At 51.1% G+C, this 20187-nt stretch carries 17 protein-coding genes, 1 tRNA gene and 1 pseudogene; 8 read left to right on the top strand and 11 right to left on the bottom strand.

The window, feature by feature from the left end:
- Positions 1-1242, top strand: a complete 1242-nt coding sequence (locus HMY34_RS15960; protein WP_228288060.1) for a TIGR03862 family flavoprotein — start codon at positions 1-3, stop codon at positions 1240-1242.
- Here HMY34_RS15960 and HMY34_RS15955 read toward each other — a convergent pair.
- Positions 1211-3481: an NADP-dependent isocitrate dehydrogenase gene (locus HMY34_RS15955; RefSeq protein WP_202716431.1), complete on the bottom strand. Its 2271-nt coding sequence runs from the start codon at positions 3479-3481 to the stop codon at positions 1211-1213. The two genes, HMY34_RS15960 and HMY34_RS15955, sit on opposite strands and share 32 nt — an antisense overlap.
- A 187-nt stretch (positions 3482-3668) precedes the next feature.
- Here HMY34_RS15955 and aceK point away from each other — a divergent pair, with 187 nt between their 5' ends.
- Complete coding sequence (gene aceK / locus HMY34_RS15950; protein WP_202716430.1) at positions 3669-5414, top strand: bifunctional isocitrate dehydrogenase kinase/phosphatase; 1746 nt, start codon at positions 3669-3671, stop codon at positions 5412-5414.
- A gap of 12 nt (positions 5415-5426) precedes the next feature.
- Entirely contained in the window at positions 5427-7511 is a 2085-nt protein-coding gene (gene recG / locus HMY34_RS15945) for an ATP-dependent DNA helicase RecG (protein WP_202716429.1), read from the top strand.
- A 2-nt stretch (positions 7512-7513) separates the two neighbouring features.
- Here recG and HMY34_RS15940 read toward each other — a convergent pair whose 3' ends face one another.
- Positions 7514-8818: an ATP-binding protein gene (locus HMY34_RS15940; protein ID WP_202716428.1), complete on the bottom strand. Its 1305-nt coding sequence runs from the start codon at positions 8816-8818 to the stop codon at positions 7514-7516.
- Between the two features lie 147 nt (positions 8819-8965).
- On the opposite strand from HMY34_RS15940, the gene HMY34_RS15935 reads away from it, so the two are divergent.
- A complete protein-coding gene (locus HMY34_RS15935; protein WP_202716427.1) occupies positions 8966-9541 on the top strand; it encodes a Uma2 family endonuclease in 576 nt (191 codons plus the stop codon).
- Positions 9542-9638: 97 nt separating this feature from the next.
- Here HMY34_RS15935 and HMY34_RS15930 read toward each other — a convergent pair whose 3' ends face one another.
- The gene (locus HMY34_RS15930; RefSeq protein ID WP_202716426.1) at positions 9639-10745 is read right to left on the bottom strand and encodes an MORN repeat-containing protein; all 1107 of its coding nucleotides are present in this window, start codon (positions 10743-10745) and stop codon (positions 9639-9641) included.
- Between the two features lie 204 nt (positions 10746-10949).
- On the opposite strand from HMY34_RS15930, the gene HMY34_RS15925 reads away from it, so the two are divergent.
- The gene (locus tag HMY34_RS15925; protein WP_202716425.1) at positions 10950-11393 is read left to right on the top strand and encodes a helix-turn-helix domain-containing protein; all 444 of its coding nucleotides are present in this window, start codon (positions 10950-10952) and stop codon (positions 11391-11393) included.
- Positions 11390-11935, top strand: a pseudogene (locus HMY34_RS20280) (IS630 family transposase); the annotation flags it as partial. The gene HMY34_RS15925 and the pseudogene HMY34_RS20280, both read left to right, overlap by 4 nt.
- 24 nt (positions 11936-11959) lie before the next feature.
- On the opposite strand, the gene HMY34_RS20405 reads toward HMY34_RS20280, so the two are convergent.
- Positions 11960-13399: a toll/interleukin-1 receptor domain-containing protein gene (locus tag HMY34_RS20405; protein ID WP_202716424.1), complete on the bottom strand. Its 1440-nt coding sequence runs from the start codon at positions 13397-13399 to the stop codon at positions 11960-11962.
- A 170-nt stretch (positions 13400-13569) separates the two neighbouring features.
- Between HMY34_RS20405 and HMY34_RS15915 the strand changes: the two genes are divergently transcribed.
- Positions 13570-14763 carry a multidrug effflux MFS transporter gene (locus HMY34_RS15915; RefSeq protein ID WP_202716423.1) on the top strand — a complete coding sequence of 398 codons (1194 nt, stop codon included), beginning with the start codon at positions 13570-13572 and terminating at the stop codon, positions 14761-14763.
- On the top strand, positions 14760-15248 hold the full coding sequence (gene sixA, locus HMY34_RS15910; protein WP_202716422.1) for a phosphohistidine phosphatase SixA: 489 nt from the start codon (positions 14760-14762) through the stop codon (positions 15246-15248). Before HMY34_RS15915 ends, sixA begins: the two co-directional genes overlap by 4 nt.
- 11 nt (positions 15249-15259) lie before the next feature.
- Here the strand turns inward: sixA and ychF are convergent, their stop codons facing one another.
- The 7 genes from ychF to lolB form a co-directional block, all read right to left on the bottom strand.
- Positions 15260-16354 (bottom strand): redox-regulated ATPase YchF, encoded by a 1095-nt coding sequence (ychF, locus tag HMY34_RS15905; protein WP_202716421.1) that lies wholly within the window; start codon positions 16352-16354, stop codon positions 15260-15262.
- A 19-nt stretch (positions 16355-16373) separates the two neighbouring features.
- Positions 16374-16949, bottom strand: coding sequence for an aminoacyl-tRNA hydrolase (gene pth / locus HMY34_RS15900; RefSeq protein WP_202716420.1), 576 nt, complete (start codon positions 16947-16949; stop codon positions 16374-16376).
- 11 nt (positions 16950-16960) lie between these two features.
- The gene (locus HMY34_RS15895) at positions 16961-17533 is read right to left on the bottom strand and encodes a 50S ribosomal protein L25/general stress protein Ctc (protein ID WP_202716419.1); all 573 of its coding nucleotides are present in this window, start codon (positions 17531-17533) and stop codon (positions 16961-16963) included.
- A gap of 73 nt (positions 17534-17606) precedes the next feature.
- A complete protein-coding gene (locus tag HMY34_RS15890) occupies positions 17607-18563 on the bottom strand; it encodes a ribose-phosphate pyrophosphokinase (protein ID WP_202716418.1) in 957 nt (318 codons plus the stop codon).
- Between the two features lie 31 nt (positions 18564-18594).
- Positions 18595-18669, bottom strand: a tRNA-Gln gene (locus tag HMY34_RS15885).
- Between the two features lie 7 nt (positions 18670-18676).
- Positions 18677-19534: a 4-(cytidine 5'-diphospho)-2-C-methyl-D-erythritol kinase gene (gene ispE / locus HMY34_RS15880; RefSeq protein ID WP_202716417.1), complete on the bottom strand. Its 858-nt coding sequence runs from the start codon at positions 19532-19534 to the stop codon at positions 18677-18679.
- Between the two features lie 5 nt (positions 19535-19539).
- Positions 19540-20178, bottom strand: a complete 639-nt coding sequence (gene lolB / locus HMY34_RS15875; protein WP_202716416.1) for a lipoprotein insertase outer membrane protein LolB — start codon at positions 20176-20178, stop codon at positions 19540-19542.
- Positions 20179-20187: the final 9 nt, after the last annotated feature.

Here is a 20187-nt window from a genome sequence, read left to right as displayed (position 1 = left end):
GTGATCATTATTGGCGGCGGCCCCGCTGGGTTGATGGCTGCCGAACAGCTTACCAATGCGGGCTATGCAGTGGATTTGTACGATGCCATGCCGACGCTGGGGCGCAAGTTCTTGCTGGCGGGGATTGGCGGTTTGAACATTACGCACTCTGAACCGTTTGAGGCGTTTTGTGGTCGTTATGCTGAACGGCAGCCGCAGATACAGCCATTGTTGTCACGTTTTGGCGCGGAGGAATTGCGGGCGTGGTGTGCGGAATTGGGCGTGGAAACGTTTGTTGGCACATCGGGACGGGTGTTTCCCAAGGAAATGAAAGCTGCGCCGTTGTTGCGGGCGTGGTTGGCGCGGCTGAAGCGTAACGGATTGCGGGTGCATCCGCGTTATCGTTGGGTGGGGTGGGATACGCAGGGGCAGCTCGTGTTTGAAACACCCCAAGGTACAATTACCGTTCCCTACACCGCCGTCATTCTCGCGCTCGGTGGCGGTAGCTGGAAAAAACTCGGCAGCGATGGCGCATGGGTCAAGCTACTAACCGCCCGTCACATCCCCATCGCTCCCTTAAAACCCGCCAACGGCGGCTTTCTGTGTGTATGGAGCGAACACCTCAGCAGCCGCTTTGCCGGTTCACCCCTAAAATCCGTCACCCTAAGTTTCACCGATCTTAATGGTCAAACCGAAACGCGCATGGGTGAAATGATCGTCACCGCACGCGGCGTGGAAGGCAGCTTGATATACGCCTTTTCTGCTCGCTTGCGTGACACGCTAGATGTGCACGGTTCAGCCACCTTCCATCTGGATTTGCTCCCCAACCACAGCCACGCCCAACTTGAAGCCGCTTTACACAAAAAGCCCGCCAACAAAACGCTGGGCAACTTCCTGAAAAGTCACTGGAAATTGGATGGGGTAAAAGCAGCATTGCTGTTTGAAACGCTGGATAAAGCACACTGGCAAAACATTCCACTGCTCGTGTCGACCTTAAAAGCCATCCCGATTACCGTGACCGCCACCACACCCATTGATGAGGCGATCAGCACCGCAGGCGGCGTACCGTTTGAAGCCTTGGATGAAAATTTGATGTTGCGGCACTTACCGGGGGTATTTTGTGCGGGGGAAATGCTGGATTGGGAAGCGCCGACAGGTGGTTATCTCCTGACGGCGTGCTTTGCCAGCGGACGAGAGGTCGGAGAGGGCATCATCCGCTGGTTAGCATCAGTCAGTGAGGCACGTCTAACTCCGCCGCACTAAAGCCCGGCATCCGTGCCGCCATAATCGCATTCGTGAACGTTGCACTCGGACGCATCACCGCTTTGGTCTTTGCGGAATCGGCAAAGAAATGACCGCCAATATCAACTGGCTGCCCCTGAACATTCCTAATCTCGGTAATGATGTTTTCTTCATTTTCCGTCAGAACTTGCGCCAGCTTGCCGAAATGCTCCGCCATTTCCGGCTCTTCGGTTTGCTTGGCAAGTGCTTGCGCCCAATACATCGCCAAATAGAAGTGATTGCCGCGCGTATCCAATTCGCCGGTGCGTGGCTTCGGTGACTTATCGCTCAACAACACATTGCCAATGGCTTCATCCAACGTGACCGAGAGCACTTTGGCTTTATTGCTGCCGTATTGTCTCGCCACCTGTTCAAACGAAACCGTCAGTGCCAAAAACTCACCCAGCGAATCCCAGCTCAGGTGGTTTTCTTCCAGTAATTGCTTAACCAAGACTGGCGCAGTACCACCCGCACCGGTTTCATACAAACCGCCGCCTTTCATCAATGGGACAACCGACAACATTTTGGCACTCGTGCCAACTTCCATAATCGGGAACAGGTCGGTCAGGTAGTCGCGCAAAATATTGCCCGTCACGGAAATCGTGTTCTTGCCGCGAATAATCCGCTCCAGACTGAAACGCATCCCGCGCAGGGGCGACATAATGCAAATATCCACATCCGTCAGATCATGATCGTTCAGGTACAGTTTCACCTTTTTGATCAGCTCATGTTCATGCGGGCGGTACTCATCCAGCCAGAACACCGCAGGCAATTGGGATTCACGCGCCCGTCTGACCGCCAGACCCACCCAGTCACGCACAGGCAGGTCTTTGGTTTGGCACATACGCCAGATGTCGCCCGCTTCCACGTTTTGCTCAATCAGGACATTGCCTTGGTCGTCGACAATACGCGCCACGCCATCTTCGGGAATTTCAAAGGTCTTGTCGTGCGAACCGTATTCTTCGGCTTTTTGCGCCATCAGACCGACGTTCGGCACAGTGCCCAAGGTGCGCGGATCGAAAGAACCGTGGGTTTTACAGAAGTTGATAATCTCCTGATAAATACGCGCAAAGGTGCTTTCCGGCATCACCGCCTTGGTATCTTTCAACTTACCCGCCGGGCCATACATTTTGCCGCCATTGCGGATCATGGCGGGCATCGAAGCATCCACGATGACATGGTTGGGGGAATGCAGGTTGGAAATGCCTTTGGCGGAATCCACCATCGCCAGTTCCGGGCGGTGTTCGTAGCAGGCATGAATATCGCGCTCAATTTCTTCACGCAACGAAGTGGGCAGCGTGGCAATCTTTTCATACACACTGCTCATGCCGTTGTTGGGGTTGACACCCAATTCCTTGAACAACTGCGCGTGTTTTTCAAACAGCTCTTTGTAGAAAATCTTGACACAGTGACCGAACACAATCGGGTGCGACACTTTCATCATGGTGGCTTTGACGTGCAGCGAGAACATCACACCCGTTTCCTTCGCGTCCTCAATCTGCTTTTCATAGAACTCGCACAGGGCTTTTTTGCTCATGAACATGCTGTCGATGATTTCGCCTTCCAGCAGGGAAACTTTGGGCTTGAGCACGATGGTTTTGCCGCTGTTAGTCACCAAATCCATGCTGACATCGCAGGCACGATCCAGCGTCAGGCATTTTTCGCTGCTGTAAAAGTCACCGTGATGCATGTGCGAAACGTGGGTGCGTGAAGCTTGACTCCACTCCTTCATTTCATGCGGAAAGGTTTGCGCGTAACGTTTGACGGCGGCGGGGACGCGACGATCCGAGTTGCCTTCGCGCAGTACCGGGTTTACCGCACTGCCCAATACTTTGGAATAACGGCGCAGCAGGGCTTTTTCGTCTTCGGTTTGCGGGTCTTCGGGGTAATCCGGTAGTGGGTAGCCTGCGGCTTGCAATTCTTTGACCGTCGCTACCAGTTGCGGGACAGATGCGCTGATATTAGGCAGCTTGACGATGTTGCTATCCGGTTCTTGCGTCAGTTGTGCCAGTATCCCCAGATCGTCAGATACCTGTTGTGCTGCACTCAGATAGTCAGCGAACTCGACAAGGGTACGTGCAGGCAGTGACAGATCACTTTTGGTGATTTCAATGCCAGCGCCTGATGCAAAGGTGCGGATAATCGGTAGCAAAGAGCAAGTCGCCAGCAGTGGCGCTTCATCCGTCAGTGTGTAAATGACCTTTGGTGTTTCATTATTCATGTATAAGTATTCCTAGAAGCGGTATTGTCAGACAATTTTATATAAAACAGGCCGAAATCGCCACAAAATCCGCATAATAAAACACTAATTGTCGACAATATGCCATTTCAATGCGTTTGTTGCAGCGCACATAAATATTCCTGTAATATTCTGACCTCTTTCCTTGGATATTTTGGGTGGGTAGGGTATGGCAGAACAGGCTTTGCAGATTAATTCTCTTGCACGCGGCATCGCCACCACCATCCTGCAAGGCTTTAACCGGCACTTTGATATTTTCCAGCAAATCACCGCTGGTGCACGGCAGCGTTTTGAAGAAGCCGATTGGAAAGCGGTACAACTCGCCTCCCGCGAACGCATTGTGTTGTACGATTGGCGCGTTAAAGAAACCGTCTCAATGGTGCAAGAACTCTACGAAATCAAAACCGTGAATCTAGCGCTGTGGCGTGAAGTGAAACATTGCTACATGCGTCTGTTATTGGATCACCAACAACCCGAATTAGCCGAAACCTTTTATACCTCGGTATTCTGCCGCCAGTTTCCGCGTGAGCATTACACCAACGAATTTATTTTCGTGCGCAGTTCCATTTCGACCGAATACATTGATTCACAAGAAACCAGCTACCTGTGTTATTACCCCGGCAAAATTGGTTTGCGCGAATCCCTAGCGCGTATTCTACAAAATGCGGGATTTGAATTGCCATTTGAAAATTTGGAGCGGGATGTACGCAATATTTTCCGCGCCATTGTCAAACACTACCGAGGAAAATCCGCCCGCAAAGCGCAATTGAATTTCCAACTCTCGGTGATTCGCCACCCGTTTTTCCGCAATAAAGCCGCATATTTGGTGGGACGCATGATCAACGGGCGTGAAGACATTCCGTTCGCGCTGCCGATTCTCAATAATGAAAATGGTGGTTTGTACATCGACGCATTGTTGCTAGGGGAAAAGCAACTTTCGGTGGTTTTCAGCTATTCACAAGCGTATTTCATGATGGAACACCAAGTGCCTTCCGCTGTGGTGTCGTTTTTGCAGCACTTATTACCGCGCCGTGATACCTCAGAACTGTATTCGGCGATTGGCTTGCACAAGCAAGGCAAATCCGCGTTTTATCGCGATTTCTTGCACCATTTGCGGCATTCCAGCGATGAATTCGTGGTCGCGCCGGGGATACGCGGCATGGTCATGATGGTATTCACCCTGCCCTCTTACCCTTACGTGTTCAAAATCATCAAAGACAAATTTGCACCGCAAAAAGAATTCACCCGCCAACAAGTCGAAGACAAATACCAGTTGGTAAAACGCCATGACCGCGTGGGGCGCATGGCGGATATGCTGGAATATTCCAATGTGGTGCTGCCAATCGAACGTTTCGTACCAGAACTGCTGCAAGAATTGCAGGAAACCTGTGCCAGCAGCATTAGCTTTGACGGCGATAACATTATATTCCGGCATATTTATTTAGAACGGCGCATGATTCCGTTGAATATTTTCATCGAAACCGCCGATGATGAAACACTGGAACGGGTGATAGACGATTACGGCAATGCCATTAAACAACTGGCAGGCGCGAATATTTTTCCCGGCGATTTCCTGTATAAAAACTTTGGGGTCACGCAATTGGGGCGGGTGGTGTTTTACGATTACGATGAAATCACCTACATGACCGAATGCAATTTCCGCCGAATTCCGCCACCGCGCTTCCCCGAAGACGAATTCCGTTCCGAACCTTGGTATTCGGTCGAGCCTAACGATGTGTTCCCGGAAGAATTCGGTACGTTTTTGTTGTCTACGCCCAAAATCCGTAAGTTTTTCCTTAAATACCACCGCAATTTGTTGGATGCACGTTATTGGCAAGACAAAAAAGACAAGATTAATAACGGGCAATACGAAGATGTGTTCCCCTACCCAGAGGCATTGCGCTTCAAGCGATAGTATACTCACGGCATGACTGAAGCAGCCGAACCCGATTTTTTACAGCAACCTGTGACCGCCCTGCGTGGGGTGGGTGATGCGGTGGCGGAAAAATTGGTACGGCTCGGCATTTTGCGCGTGGCAGATTTGCTGTTTCATTTGCCGCTGCGCTATCAGGATCGCACCCGCATTTACCCGATCGCCAGCCTCAAAGTTGGGCAGGAAGTGCTGGTCGAAGGTGAAATCGAATACGCCGAAGTGGTGCAACGCGGGCGCACCATGTTGCTGTGCTACCTCAGCGACGGCAGCGGCACACTAATCCTACGCTTTTTCCACTTCACCTCTGCCCAGAAATACAGCTTGCGCAAAGGCGTATGGCTACGTTGCTTTGGCGAAGTGCGCCAATCCGGTATGAAGCTGGAAATGGCACACCCCGAATGCCATTACCTCAGAGCCGATGAACACGAACCGATTGCGAACACACTGACGCCGACTTACCCCACGACCGAAGGTTTGCAACAACGTAGTTTACGCCGCTTGATTGATTTGGCGTTGGAACATGTGGAGGAATTGCCCGATTTGCTGCCGGAAAGCGTGGTTAAGCAACACCGTTTTCCGCCGCTGGCGCACGAATTACGCAAATTGCATACGCCGCCATCGGGTTCAACGGTGGAAGGAATGCGTCCGTACCGGCTAATTTTCGAGGAATTACTCGCGCACCAACTCGGCGTGCAACAAGCGCGGCACGAACTCAAGCGCGTGCAAGCGCACACCATGCCAGAAACCAATCACTATTGGCGGCAATTGTTGCGCACCTTGCCATTCGCCCCGACGGGCGCACAAAATCGCGTGATTGCTGAAATCACCACCGATTTGCAACAAACCGTGCCGATGAATCGCTTGGTGCAAGGCGATGTCGGTTCAGGCAAAACGCTGGTTGCCGTTGCCGCAGCGTTACACGCCATTGCCAACGGTTTCCAAGTCGCGCTCATGGCTCCCACCGAATTGCTGGCGGAACAGCATTACCAAAATCTGGTGCGCTGGCTCGAACCGTTGGGGGTGGAAACGGTGTACATTTCCGGCAATCAAACCCCACGCCAACGCCGCCGCAAAGTCGAAAATTTGTTGCTGGGCATTGGGCATATTGCGGTCGGCACACACGCTTTGTTCCAGCGCACCGTCGAATTCCTGCAACTGGGGCTGATCATTATAGACGAACAGCACCGTTTCGGCGTGCATCAGCGCATGGCCTTGCGCGAAAAAGGCAAGCAAGGCGACCATTACCCGCACCAGTTGGTGATGACCGCAACACCGATTCCACGCACCTTGGCGATGACAGCTTACGGCGATCTGGATTATTCGGTGATTGATGAATTACCGCCGGGGCGTACCCCGATTACCACCGTTGCCCTGAACAATGAGCGCCGCGATGAGGTGATTGAACGCATTTCAGCCGCGTGCCGCGAAGGTCGGCAGGTGTATTGGGTTTGCACGCTAATCGAAGAATCGGAAGCCTTGCAATGCGAAGCGGCGGAAGTCACCGCTGCGATGTTGCACGAACGCTTGCCGCATGTCGCCGTGGGGCTGGTACACGGACGGCTGCATGGTTCGGAAAAAGAAAGCATTATGCGCCAGTTCAAGCTGGGGGAAATCCAGCTACTGGTGGCAACGACGGTGATTGAGGTCGGGGTGGATGTGCCGAATGCGTCCTTGATGGTGATCGAAAATGCCGAGCGTATGGGCTTGTCGCAATTGCATCAGTTGCGCGGACGGGTTGGGCGCGGCAGCGTTGCGAGTAGTTGTGTGCTGCTGTACCAACATCCACTCGGCAGGACGGCGCGGAAACGGCTGGATGCGATGCGCACCACCACCGACGGTTTCATGATTGCGGATATTGATCTGGAATTGCGCGGCCCCGGCGAAGTATTGGGAACGCGCCAGACGGGAGATGTGCGGCTGCGAATTGCCAGTTTGCTGCGCGATCAACATTTGTTGCCAGCGGTGCAAACCGCAGCGCGGGACGTGGTGGCGCATTACCCAGAGCGGGTGGAAGCGTTGACCCAACGTTGGTTACAGCAACCGGATGGCGAAACGGCTACGCAGTTTTTCCAGAGTTAAGTTTACAAACACAACCATTCCAGTACATGACGAATGTCGATGCTTAGACCGTCTTGCACCAGCGTTTCGCTCTCATCCAGTGTCAGAATCAGCGGCTTGATCGGCTTGTGTAACTCCGCTGCGGCAACCGCAAACACCCGCAATTCGCGCTGGCGGGTGGCACTGTCTTGCAGCGTTGCACACACCTGAATCAGTTCGTAGCAATCATCCCGTTCCACCAAAAAATCCACTTCCAGATTGTTGGCAGTCTTGTAGTAAAAAACGTTTTCATGCCGCCGTTTCAGCTCCAAAAACACGATATTTTCGAGATTCTGGGCAATCTTGGCGGATACGTTGAATGACACATTATTGGACAAGCCAGTATCTACCGCATAAAACTTCTTCGGATTAACCACCTGTTTTTTATACGAATAATCAAACTTGTTGAGCGTAAAAATCAGGTAAGCCCCTTGCAGAAATTCCACGTACTCGCGAATCATCTCAAACGACACATTGAAGGTGTTTTTCAGCTTGTTATAGGCATTAAGGGTGGCATTATTTGACAGCAAAAACAGCGACAATTCCTGAAGCACCGCGAAATTATTCAGCTTGTGACGGCTGACAATATCGCGCAGTAAGATGGAATCGAAGTAAACTTTGAGCGTTTCTTTCGCCAGTAATTCATCATCGGTCAGCGCAATTTTAGGGAAACCGCCAAACGCCACGTAACGCCGGAAAAGCTGCCTGATTTTAAGCTGTTGCTGGATGAAATCTGCCCGTGAATGGATTTCAACCGCGTGGAATAACAGGAACTCTTTGAAGCCCAGCGGGTAAACTTCTATATCAAGGTAACGCCCGGTGAGGGCTGTGCCGAATTCTACCCCCAGCAATTGTGAATTCGAGCCGGTGACGTACAGCTTACTATTGCCGATTTCGTATTCCTTCAGCACCCATTTTTCCCATTGGGGAATGTTTTGTACCTCATCCAGCATAATCACGGTATCGCCTTGTGGCTGCACGTATTCCAACCAGGTTTCCTTGATTTTTTCTAGCAGAGTGAGCGGCTCGAACAGGGAGAAACGCTGATCTTCCAAATTCACGAACAGGATATTTTTCGCGGGCATTCCCGACGCTTGCAGGCGTTTGATTTCGTTGATCAACAGGGTGGATTTACCGCTGCGGCGCACGCCCTTGATCACAATCACTTCGCCGGACTTAGCTTTGCGGGCGATTTCCTGCTCGTACAGCGGGCGGCTGAACGTGGCGGTTAAAGGCTTGTTCCAAGCGTTCCAATCGCTCAGGATAGCGAAGATTTTGTCTTTTTCCATGAGAAATCCTCCAACTTTACGACTGACCACATGTCAAAATCAGTCAAACTTACGACTGATTTTAGCACTGAATCTTTGAAATAGAAGATCATTCTTGAAATATGCTATGGTTAATCTCATGTAGAGAAAAGCTTAGGAGTACGACCAATGGGTGCAGCAGAAAAATTGCAAGAACACTTTACCTACGCCGATTACGCCAAATGGCCGGAAGATGAGCGTTGGGAGCTGATTGAGGGTGTCGCATATGCAATGGCTGCTCCGTCACGGCAACATCAGCGGGTAAGTTTTGAAGTGGGCTTTCAGATACGCTCTCATTTAACAGATAAGTCTTGCAGCATCTATTCTGCCCCGTTTGACATACGCCTCCCCAATCACAACGAAGCCGACAACGATGTAGACACCACTGTGCAACCCGACCTTGCCGTAATCTGCGACAAAAATAAACTGGATGACAAAGGCTGTCGGGGTGCGCCCGACTGGATTATCGAAGTGCTTTCGCCTTCCACCGCGCTCAAGGATATGGACAAAAAACGCTGGTTATATGAGCGTCATGGGGTGAAGGAATATTGGATTATCCACCCGATTGACCGTTGGGTGATGGTGTATACGCTGAAAGATGACGGGCAATACGGTTTGCCGCTGATGTTTGGGATGGATGAGGCGACGGCGGTGGGGTTGTTTCCTGAATTGCTGATTGATTGGGGGTTTATGCAGGAAGCGTAGTTGCCTTCGACTACGCTCAGGCAACGGTGGATGCTGCAACACTGGGGCGTATAAATATAACCATAGCACCATGTTGAGCCTTCCTAGATAGTCATACCTAATGACCGATGATGGCGTTAATCGCAGTACCGATCAATACATCCCCTATCACATTCCCAATAGCGTCATTAGGAGGGTTTAAAGGCTTGTTGTTTACCCATTCGCCTTCGTAATAAAGCGAACCATCAGCATAATAATATTTACCCTGACCTTCCCATTTATTATCTTTCCACTGCCCTTCGTAGCGATTACCATTAACGAAAGTCATTACTCCCTGACCTTCCCATTTATCATCTTTCCACTGCCCTTCGTAGCTTTTACGTTTACCATCGGCGAAAGTCATTACTCCCTGACCTTCCCTCTTACCATTCTTGTACTGCCCTTCGTGGCGATTACCATTGGCGAAAGTCATTACTCCCTGACCTTCCTTCTTATCATTCTTGTACTGCCCTTCGTAGCGATCACCGCTGGCGTAAGTGAATATTCCCTTTCCATTATATCTACCATCCTTGTACTGACCTTCGTAGCGGTTGCCATCACTCATTTCAGCTACTGCATATCCTTGGCACTTACCATCTTGGAAAGTACAAGTGAGCTTGGCATTCAAACTACCATCTTCTTGGAAATAAGATGCAGTGCCTTGTCCATTAGCTTTACCGTTGAGACAATCACCATCCCATGTAATGGTTGGTATACGACCACCTCCCCTCCACAGCAGACAACCTGTATTGGTGTCTTTGTACCAAAGGTTGGCGTCGTAGGCGACTGTTAGTGCGACAGCCTTGGCTTTCGCGGCGGCTGATTCAGCAGCGAGGCGTTCGGTTTCTTCGCGCTGTTGACGTTCTTGTTCGGCGGCGGCTTGTTCTTTTTCTTTCTCGGCAGCAGCGGCTTCGTTAGCCTTGCGGGTCGCTTCTTTTTTAGCGGCTACGCGCTCCGCTTCTTCTTTCTTAGCTTTTGCAGCAAGGGCTGCTTTGCGTTCTTTTTCCTTTTTGGCAGCAGCGGCCTCATTGGCTTTGCGGGTTTCTTCCGCTTTAGCAATGGCTTGTTTCGCAAGATCGTCGCCAATGCTAAGATTTTCAGCATAACTCGGCATACCATAAACCAAGGTGCCAACCAGACATAGCGTCAAAGCATGACGGTATTTATTTGCATTTGAGATCCGCATAAGTTTTCCCCGCTTGTGAGTGACCGTCTGCATCGGCCTGTTTATAGAGTTTACAACCTTCCTTGGTGCTGCGTTTTACGCCTTTACGACCAAGGTAATAAAGCCCGCCCAATATGTAACTAGTGCATTGCCAAATTCAGAAATTAGGGTTTTAAGTCACCTGATTTAGGTAGATGCTATGGGCAACACACGAAAGGTTAGCCCATGCAAAAGAAATACATTGTCCGCTTAAGCGATGAAGAGCGTCAGATCCTTGAAGAAACCATCAAGAAACTCCGTGGCAGTGGACAAAGAGTCCGCCGTGCACAGATTTTGCTGAAAGCTGATGTAGAAGGAGCCAACTGGACAGACCGTCAGATAGCTGAAGCCTTCAACTGCCGGACAAAGACCGTTGAAAATATTCGCCAACAGTTGGTGCAGCACGGTTTTCAGCAGGCATTGGACGGCAAGCGACGTGAACACCCACCCATCCCAACAATACTGGATGGCGAACAAGAGGCGAAGATTATCGCGTTGCGCTTAGGTTCGCCGCCAGCGGGTTATGCCAACTGGTCATTGCGCCTGCTCACCCGCCACGTGATTGAATTGGCGATCGTGGAGTCGGTTAGCCACGAAACCCTACGGAAGATGCTAAAAAAAACGGTATGACCTCGCGCAAGCTCCAATATTGGGTTATCCCACCGGACAGTGATGCCGAGTTTGTGGCTAATATGGAGGAAGTGCTTGAAACCTATGCGAAACCCTATGATGCCCAGCATCCGGTGATTTGCATGGATGAGCAACCCGTGCAGCTCACCAAAGAAACCCGCCAACCGATTGCAGCGACCCAAACCCATCCCCGTCGGGTGGATTACGAATACGAACGGGCGGGTACAGCCAGCATCTTTATGTTCACCGAACCGCTATCGGGTTGGCGCGAAGCCCATGCCCGCCCACGCCGGACGAAAGTGGACTGGGCGATTGAAGTTGCCGAGCTGCTGGAAGGGCGTTACGCGGAGTGTGACAAAATCACCTTGGTTAGCGACAACCTTAACACCCACACCAAGGGTGCATTTTATGAAGCCTTTGAACCGGAACGGGCGCGGGCATTGGTACGTCGGATTGAGTTCTGCCATACCCCTAAACATGGCAGTTGGCTCAACATCGCTGAAAATGAATTGAGTTCCATGACGCGCCAGTGTGTATCAGGTCGCCGTATTGGCGATATTGAAACCTTACAGAAAGAAATTGCAGCATGGTCTACCGACGTGAATAGCCAGCAGCGTGGGGTGGATTGGCAGATGAACATCAGCGATGCACGCTGTAAACTCAAATCCATTTATCCCAAATCTAAGGAATGACGATGCACTAGCTTCAGCGTTATCTGCTTCCGCTAATATCTTCAATTGTTTGATCGCCTCTGCCCATTGAATCTTATCTTTACCATCTAACCAAATTTCTGCCTGACTGATTTTTTCTGCCGGAGTAGGATCTGGAGGTGGTGGAGGCTCTTTCGCAACTTCAACCTGCACTACTGTTTCAGGAGTAACCCCATCCACAGATGATGTGTTACTCACAACCGAAACCGCCTTTTTATCGTCTGACGTACTGATAAATTGCCAAGAATAAATTCCACCAAATACGGCACTAGAGAGAAAAAGTACTGGAATCAACACAAATACATTGAAAGGAGGCTTTGGCTTCTTCTCATCATGTTGAGTTTGAATGCTTTCTTGATCAGCCTCAAGCTGTACTTGTTGAGTTTTTGCCTCACACTCTTTCTCTTTGGATGTTTTTTGTTCTACAACAATCTCTTCACCTAACTTTTTTTGCTCGGCTTCTTCTACCCATCGCTGACGTGATGCGGCTTCATGTTCAGCTAATACTTTTTCTTTTGCTAACCGTTCCTGTTCAGCAACCTCTGCTTCACGACGCAAACGATCTTCCTCTTCCAAACGTCGCAGGCGTTCGGCTTCTTCTTCCAGCAACTGTTGCTCCGCCGTTGCCTTTTCGCGGGCAAGCCGTTCACGTTCGGCAACCTCTTCTTCTGCTTCACGACGCAAACGATCTTCCTCTTCCAAACGTCGCAGGCGTTCGGCTTCTTCTTCTCGTAACCGTTGCTCAACCACTGCCTTTTCGCGGGCACGCCGTTCACGCTCGGCAGCTTCTTCTGCTTCACTGCGCAAGCGATCTTCCTCTTCCAAACGCCGCTGACGTTCCGCCTCTTCCTTTTCGGTTGCTAATCGTTCTTTTTCAGCAAGCTCTGCTTCACGCTTGGCTTGTCCCTCAAGCAATAAACGGATGCGCTCCGTCAGTCTAATGAACTCTGGATAATCCGTTGCCCCATTCCAGCCAACAAAATTACCTGCATGATCTTCCCTGAAACCGAACGGGGGCAATACATCATCCATACGGATAGGCATTAGCACATTACGGCTGATACCCTCAGATGCCTCCTCTTTGACCCATCTAGATTTAACGGAAGTTTGCGACCATACGACGAGAACACAACGACACTGACAAACAGCCTCCTCGATAACCTCCCGCCACTTCTCACCAATCGGTATAGAACGGTGATCCCAAAACACCGACCAGCCTTGTTCTTCCAAAGCGGCAACTAACGTTACAAGCCGTTCACGATCAACTGTTGAGTAACTCAGAAAAATGTCATACATATCGATAACTGATGATAAAGCCCAGATGAATGGATAATAAACTATATTTGGTATAATTTCTGCCTATCAGTAACACGCGAGAGACAAATTCTTAAAGGTTTGAAGACAGAACTTAGTGACACGTCATAACACCCTGCTACAATTACACCTTGTTATTGCTGGACTTCTCCATGCCCTCTAATCTCCCCCGCTTCGGTGAATTCGTCGCTCTAATCGCCATGCTCACTTCCCTAACCGCGCTGGCAATTGATGCCATGCTGCCCGCACTCGTCACCATCGGACGCGAATTGGGCGTGCAACACGACAACGACGCGCAATTAATCCTCACCACTTTATTTCTGGGTTTGGCGCTGGGGCAAATATTTTTCGGCCCCTTATCCGATGCGACCGGGCGCAAACCGCTGATGTACGTGGGCTTGGGCATCTTTATGCTCGGCAGTCTGCTCTCAATGTTCGCACAAGATTTTTCGCACATGCTGATCGGGCGCTTTTTGCAAGGGGTCGGCGCATCTGCCCCGCGTGTGTTAACGATGGCACTGGTGCGCGATTGCTATTCCGGGCGGGCAATGGCGCGGGTCATGTCATTCACCATGAGTATTTTTATCCTCGTGCCGATGATTGCGCCATCATTAGGGCAAGGTATTTTGCTTGTAGCAGGCTGGCGTAGTATTTTCACACTGTTTTTTGTGCTGGCGCTCAGCCTAGCGGTGTGGTTTTGGTGGCGAATGCCGGAAACTCTAGCCACTGATAAACGCCGTGCATTCCGTTTCGGTGAGTTCTGGCGAGGGCTAAAAGAAGTCGTCAGCAACCGTATCAGCATGACCTACACCCTCACGACGGGGATTGTGTTTGGCGCATTTCTCGGCTATTTGAGTTCCGCGCAACAAATCCTGCAAATCCAATACGGCTTGGGGGAACGCTTCCCGCTGTATTTTGCGCTGCTGGCACTGGCGATTGGCGGCGCATCGTTACTGAATGCCGAGCTGGTAATGCGCTACGGAATGCACTGGATTTCAAAGCGGGCATTGCTGCTGTTCACCTTGCTATCGGGAGCATTTTGGTTCGTGACCTACAGCAGCGCCGGACACCCGCCACTGCCGCTGTTGATGGCGTATTTCATGCTGGCCTTCTTGGCATTAGGTATGTTATTTGGCAATCTGAATGCGCTGGCGATGGAACCACTGGGGCATATTGCCGGAATTGGCGCATCGGTCATCGGCTCACTCTCGACTCTAATCGCGATTCCGCTAGGAACGTTTGTCGGGCAAGCCTACGATGGCACGGTATTACCCCTGATCAGCGGCTTCTTGATTTTCGGCTTAGCCGCCACCACCGCTCTATTTTCACAGCGAAAACCAGCATGACAACCACCCTGACTTTTTTACGCCACGCCACCGCTGAAGATCACAATCTGCCGATTCCTGATGAAGCACGCCACCTCACCCCCAAAGGTCACAAGCAAGTGCAACGGGTTGCCCGCTTTTGCCAACGCCACGCCTTACTGCCCAGCCACTTGCTGTGCAGCCCACTGGTAAGGGCGTTAGAAACCGCGCAAGATTTACGTAAACACCTACCCGATTGCCCCAAAATAATCATAGTGCCGTGGTTAGCGCATAGCGCAGATACCCAAACCGCGCTGCAAGCACTGGCAGCATTAGCCGCAAACGGTGACAACAATATTTGGCTGGTGGGTCATGAACCGGCATTTTCAACCCTAATCGCCCACTTGCTAGGCAGCCCTAACAGCCGTATTAAAGTCAAAAAAGCCGGATTGATACGCCTAGAAGTCGATATGACAAGCGGCGTTGGGGAACTCCAATGGAACATCCCCAACGCGCTAATGAAGTAGTGGGGAATCTATTACACGTTAAACAAGAAATTCAATACATCGCCATCTTTTACAATGTATTCCTTGCCTTCCGCACGCATTTTCCCCGCTTCTTTCGCGCCTTGCTCACCTTTGTAAGCAATGAAATCTTCAAACGCAATGGTTTGCGCACGGATGAAACCGCGTTCAAAGTCCGTATGAATCACGCCAGCCGCTTGGGGCGCAGTCGCATTTTTTGGAATCGTCCACGCCCGCACTTCTTTCACGCCTGCGGTGAAATACGTCTGCAAGCCCAGCAAGTCGTAACCGGCGCGAATCACGCGGTTCAAACCCGGCTCATCCAGCCCCATGCCCGCCAAAAACTCATCGCGTTCCGCATCGTCTAATTGCGAGAGTTCGGATTCCATTTCCGCACATACCGGCACCACCACGGCATTTTCACGTACCGCAATGGCGCGAACTTGATCCAGATACGGGTTGTTTTCAAAGCCGTCTTCACTGACGTTAGCAATGAACATCAACGGTTTGATGGTAATCAGGTGGAATTCGCGGATAGCCAAAGTGCGTTCTTCAGACGTCATGTCCATTGAACGTGCCGAATGCCCTTCGGACAAGTGCGCGAATAAGCGCTCTGCCAAAACTTTTTGCGCCAGTAAATCTTTGCTGCCGGATTTAGCCGAACGGGTCAAACGGTTCACTGCTTTTTCCGCCGTATCCAAATCCGCCAGCGCCAGTTCGGTATTGATGGTGTCGATGTCGGAAGCGGGGTCAATTTTGCCCGCAACGTGGATAATGTCATCGTTATCAAAGCAACGTACCACTTGCGCAATCGCGTCAGTTTCGCGGATATGCGCCAGAAACTTATTGCCCAAGCCTTCGCCTTGCGATGCGCCAGCCACCAAGCCTGCAATGTCCACGAATTCCATCGTGGTCGGGAGAATTTTGATCGGCTTAACAATGGCTGCTAAAGCATCCAAACGCGGATCAGGCATTGGCACAATGCCGACGTTCGGCTCAATCGTACAAAACGGGTAGTTAGCGGCTTGAATGCCTGCCTTGGTCAACGCATTGAATAATGTGGATTTCCCCACGTTTGGTAAACCAACAATGCCGCACTTGAATCCCATGAGTTGTACCTGCTTATGTTTACTTAGTGTGCAGTGCATTCATCGCTTTCTGCATTTCACCTGATAAAATCAATTCAATCTGGTCGGCGGCTTTATCAATCGCCCGCGAAATGACGATTTCATCATCCTGTGAGGGGCGTGACAGCACATAATCGACCACTTTATTACGGTCGCCGGGGTGTCCGACACCTAAGCGCAACCGCCAATATTCCGCGCTCAAATGCGCATGGCAATCACGCAAACCGTTATGTCCGCCGTGACCACCGGCTAGTTTCAAACGCACGTCACCGGGTGCAATATCCAGCTCGTCGTGCGCCACTAAAATTTGTTCCACCGAAATTTGGTAGAAACTGGCTAACTGCTTCACTGCCAGCCCGCAACGGTTCATGAAGGTCATGGGCTTAATCAGCAATACCGTGGTGCTGCCGACTTGCAGTTTACAGACTTCACCGGAAAAACGCTTCTCAACAGCAAACTTGCCGGAGTAACGCCTTGCCAGCTCGTCAACAAACCAAAACCCGGCATTGTGCCGGGTTTTGTCGTACTGGCTACCGGGGTTGCCCAAGCCTGCAATAAGGCGGATCGGGGTTCCCATCGGTATAAACCTTAGTGAATCGCCGCGATGGCGTTATCGTGGTCTTCGCCCAGTGCCAATGCGGGCAGGCTTACGCCTTCTGGCAATTTCAGATCAGACAGGTGCAGAATCTGGCCTTTTTCGACGTTGATCATGTCAACTTCGATAAATTCAGGCAAGTTCTTCGGCAAGCAAGACACTTCTACTTCAGAAATCATGTGGCTAACCGTACCACCTTGCTCTTTCACACCTTTTGACACGTCGTCATTGAGGAAGTGCAGCGCCACGTGGACGTTGATTTCTTCATCATCACGGATGCGCTGTAAGTCAGCGTGCATAATGATTGGCTTAGCCGGGTGACGTTGCAGATCACGCAAAATCACTTGCTCTTTACGATCACCGAAATCAACCGTGATGATTTGCGAGTAGAAACCTTCTTCCTGCAAATTACGGATCATTTCATTGTGACGCAAAGAAATGGATTGTGCTTCACCGCCTGCACCGTAAATAACGGCAGGCACTAAACCGGTGTTACGCAGGCGGCGGCTCGCACCCTTACCCTGCAATTCACGTACCTGCGCTTGCAGAACGTATTGTTTTGACATGTTATCTCTCCAACAAAATCGTTACCGAACGCGACCGGACGGCAACTAAAAAACCCGCGAACGGGGACTAAACTTATAAACCTTCAAACAGTGAGCTGACTGACTCATCCTGATTGATGCGTAAAATGGTTTTCGCTAACACCCCTGCTACCGAAAGCTGGCGAATCTTAGCACATTTTTTCGCAGCGTCGCTTAATGGAATGGTATCGGTGATAACCACCTCATCAAGCTGAGAATGTTCGATATTGCTGACCGCTTTACCCGAAAAGACGGCGTGCGTGGCATACGCGCGGACGCTTAATGCGCCGTGCTGCTTTAATGCAGTCGCGGCATTGCATAGCGTACCGCCAGTGTCGATCAAATCGTCGATCAAAATGCAATTGCGCCCTTCCACATTCCCGATGATATTCATAATCTCGGATTTATTGGGTTCAGGGCGGCGCTTGTCGATAATCGCCAATTCGACTTCACCAAGACCTTTGGCTAAAGCACGAGCACGTACTACACCGCCAACGTCCGGTGACACCACCATAATGTTATCCAGCTCACAGGCCAATACGTCTTTAATCAACACACCGGATGCATACACATTGTCCACGGGTAAGTCGAAAAAGCCTTGAACTTGGTCGGAGTGCAAATCAATGGTTAGAACGCGATCAACATGCCCTGTGGCAATCATATCGGCGACGAGCTTGGCAGAAATCGGCACACGCCGTGAACGTACCCGGCGGTCTTGCCGCGCATAACCGTAATACGGAATAACAGCGGTGATTCGCCCTGCGGACGCACGATACAACGCATCGGCGATGATCAGCAGTTCCATCAGGTTATCGTTGGTCGGTGCGCAGGTAGATTGCACGATGAAGACATCACGACCACGCACGTTTTCCAAAATCTCCACATGCACTTCGCCATCGCTGAAGCGTTCTGCTTTGATTTTACCGGGGGAAATTCCGAGGTGATCGACGATTTTTTCAGTGAGTTCAGGGTTAGCGTTGCCTGTAAACACCATCATTCTATCGTCAGACATGACATATCCGCATTGAGTGGGGAGGAAAAAATGGCAGGGCCGCCAGGATTCGAACCTGGGAATGCTGGAATCAAAATCCAGTGCCTTACCGCTTGGCGACGGCCCTTCTGAAACTAGTTGTGAAGCGCTGGCAATGTTAACAATTTCTGTTGCAACGGTGAAGTATTCACACTGCTTGCGACAAAACCGAACCACTGATCAGGTAAGTTTTGCAGGATTATTTCACCGTCTTGCTTACTTTCGACCGAGGCGAACAGGCAACTGCCTGAACCTGTCAACACCGCGTTTGAATACCGAGATAACCAACGTAAGGCCGTGGCAACTTCGGGATAACGCTTTTCTACCACCGGTTGAAAGACATTTCTGCCTAGCCCCGCGTGGAAGGTCGCTAATGTAATGGGAGGACAGTCACGTGTCAAGCCCGAATCAGAAAAAAGTTCGGCAGTAGGCACATGCACACCGGGATGAATCACCACATACCAAGCGTCAGGCAAGCTCACGGGGGTTAACTGCTCCCCGACGCCTTCCGCCCATGCTGCATGACCACGCACAAAAACCGGCACATCCGCCCCTAAACGCAAACCCAAAACAGCCAATTCATCCGTACTCAAGCCGCAACGCCATAGGTAGTTCAGCCCCAGCAACACCGTTGCTGCATCGGAGCTACCACCACCTAAACCACCGCCCATGGGAATGCGCTTCAACACCTGAATATCCGCCCCCAAAGAACAGCCCGTCACCTGCTGCAACAACCGCGCTGCCCGCACCGTCAGATCAGCCGCTTCCGGCACGCCCACCGCACCGACGGAGCGCTGAATCACCCCGTCATCGCGCACGCTCAAGGTAATTTCATCGCCAAAATCGAGAAACACAAACAGGGTTTGCAGCAAATGGTAGCCATCCGCGCGTCTGCCGGTAATGTGCAGAAACAGATTGAGCTTAGCGGGTGCAGGCAATATTAACGTTTGCATGGGAATCAATAACGTGTCTGCCAATCTTTCGCAATCACTTTCACCTTGGTGTTATCCGGGGTGCGACTCAGGTTGATTCTTTCCGGTAACGCTTTCCAATCCGTGCCTTTCCAGCCGCTGTATTCCACCTGCCAGCCGGATTGTTGCAGCAGTTCGGGGCGGCCTTGCGCATCCAGTTTGACTTGCTGCACGGGGGAATCGGGGGCAGGAATACCGCGCACCCAATATTTCATGCCATCCAGCGGTAAAGACACCCCCAGTTGCGCTTGCAACAAACGTTCGGCATTCGAGTCTTTATAAGTCTTGCCATTGGCTTGCATCACCACTTCGGAACGCTCGCCCTTGAGATAAGCGACAATTGAACCGGTCAGCGGATTTTTAATGTTCATCTCATACTGATCATTGCCGGTCTGAAGCCATGAAATATTGAACGAAGCGCTTTGCTCCTGAAACTGCACGCCCACTTTGCCTTGTAAACGCCAGCTACTCATGCGGGCAAATTCAGCCTGACGTTGCTGCCAAGCACTTTGCGCATCCGCAGGCTTATTCGGAACTTCAGCGCCTGCGGTGGGGCTTTTGGTTTGCGTTGCACACCCGCCCAGCGTCAGGGCGCAACACGCCGCAACCAGCATCCATTGTTTCATGAGTCGTTA

This window comes from Thiothrix subterranea (genome assembly GCF_016772315.1).
Lineage (GTDB): Bacteria > Pseudomonadota > Gammaproteobacteria > Thiotrichales > Thiotrichaceae > Thiothrix > Thiothrix subterranea.
Note: the sequence above shows the minus strand (reverse complement) of the source record. Positions and strands in the feature narration are given on the sequence as shown.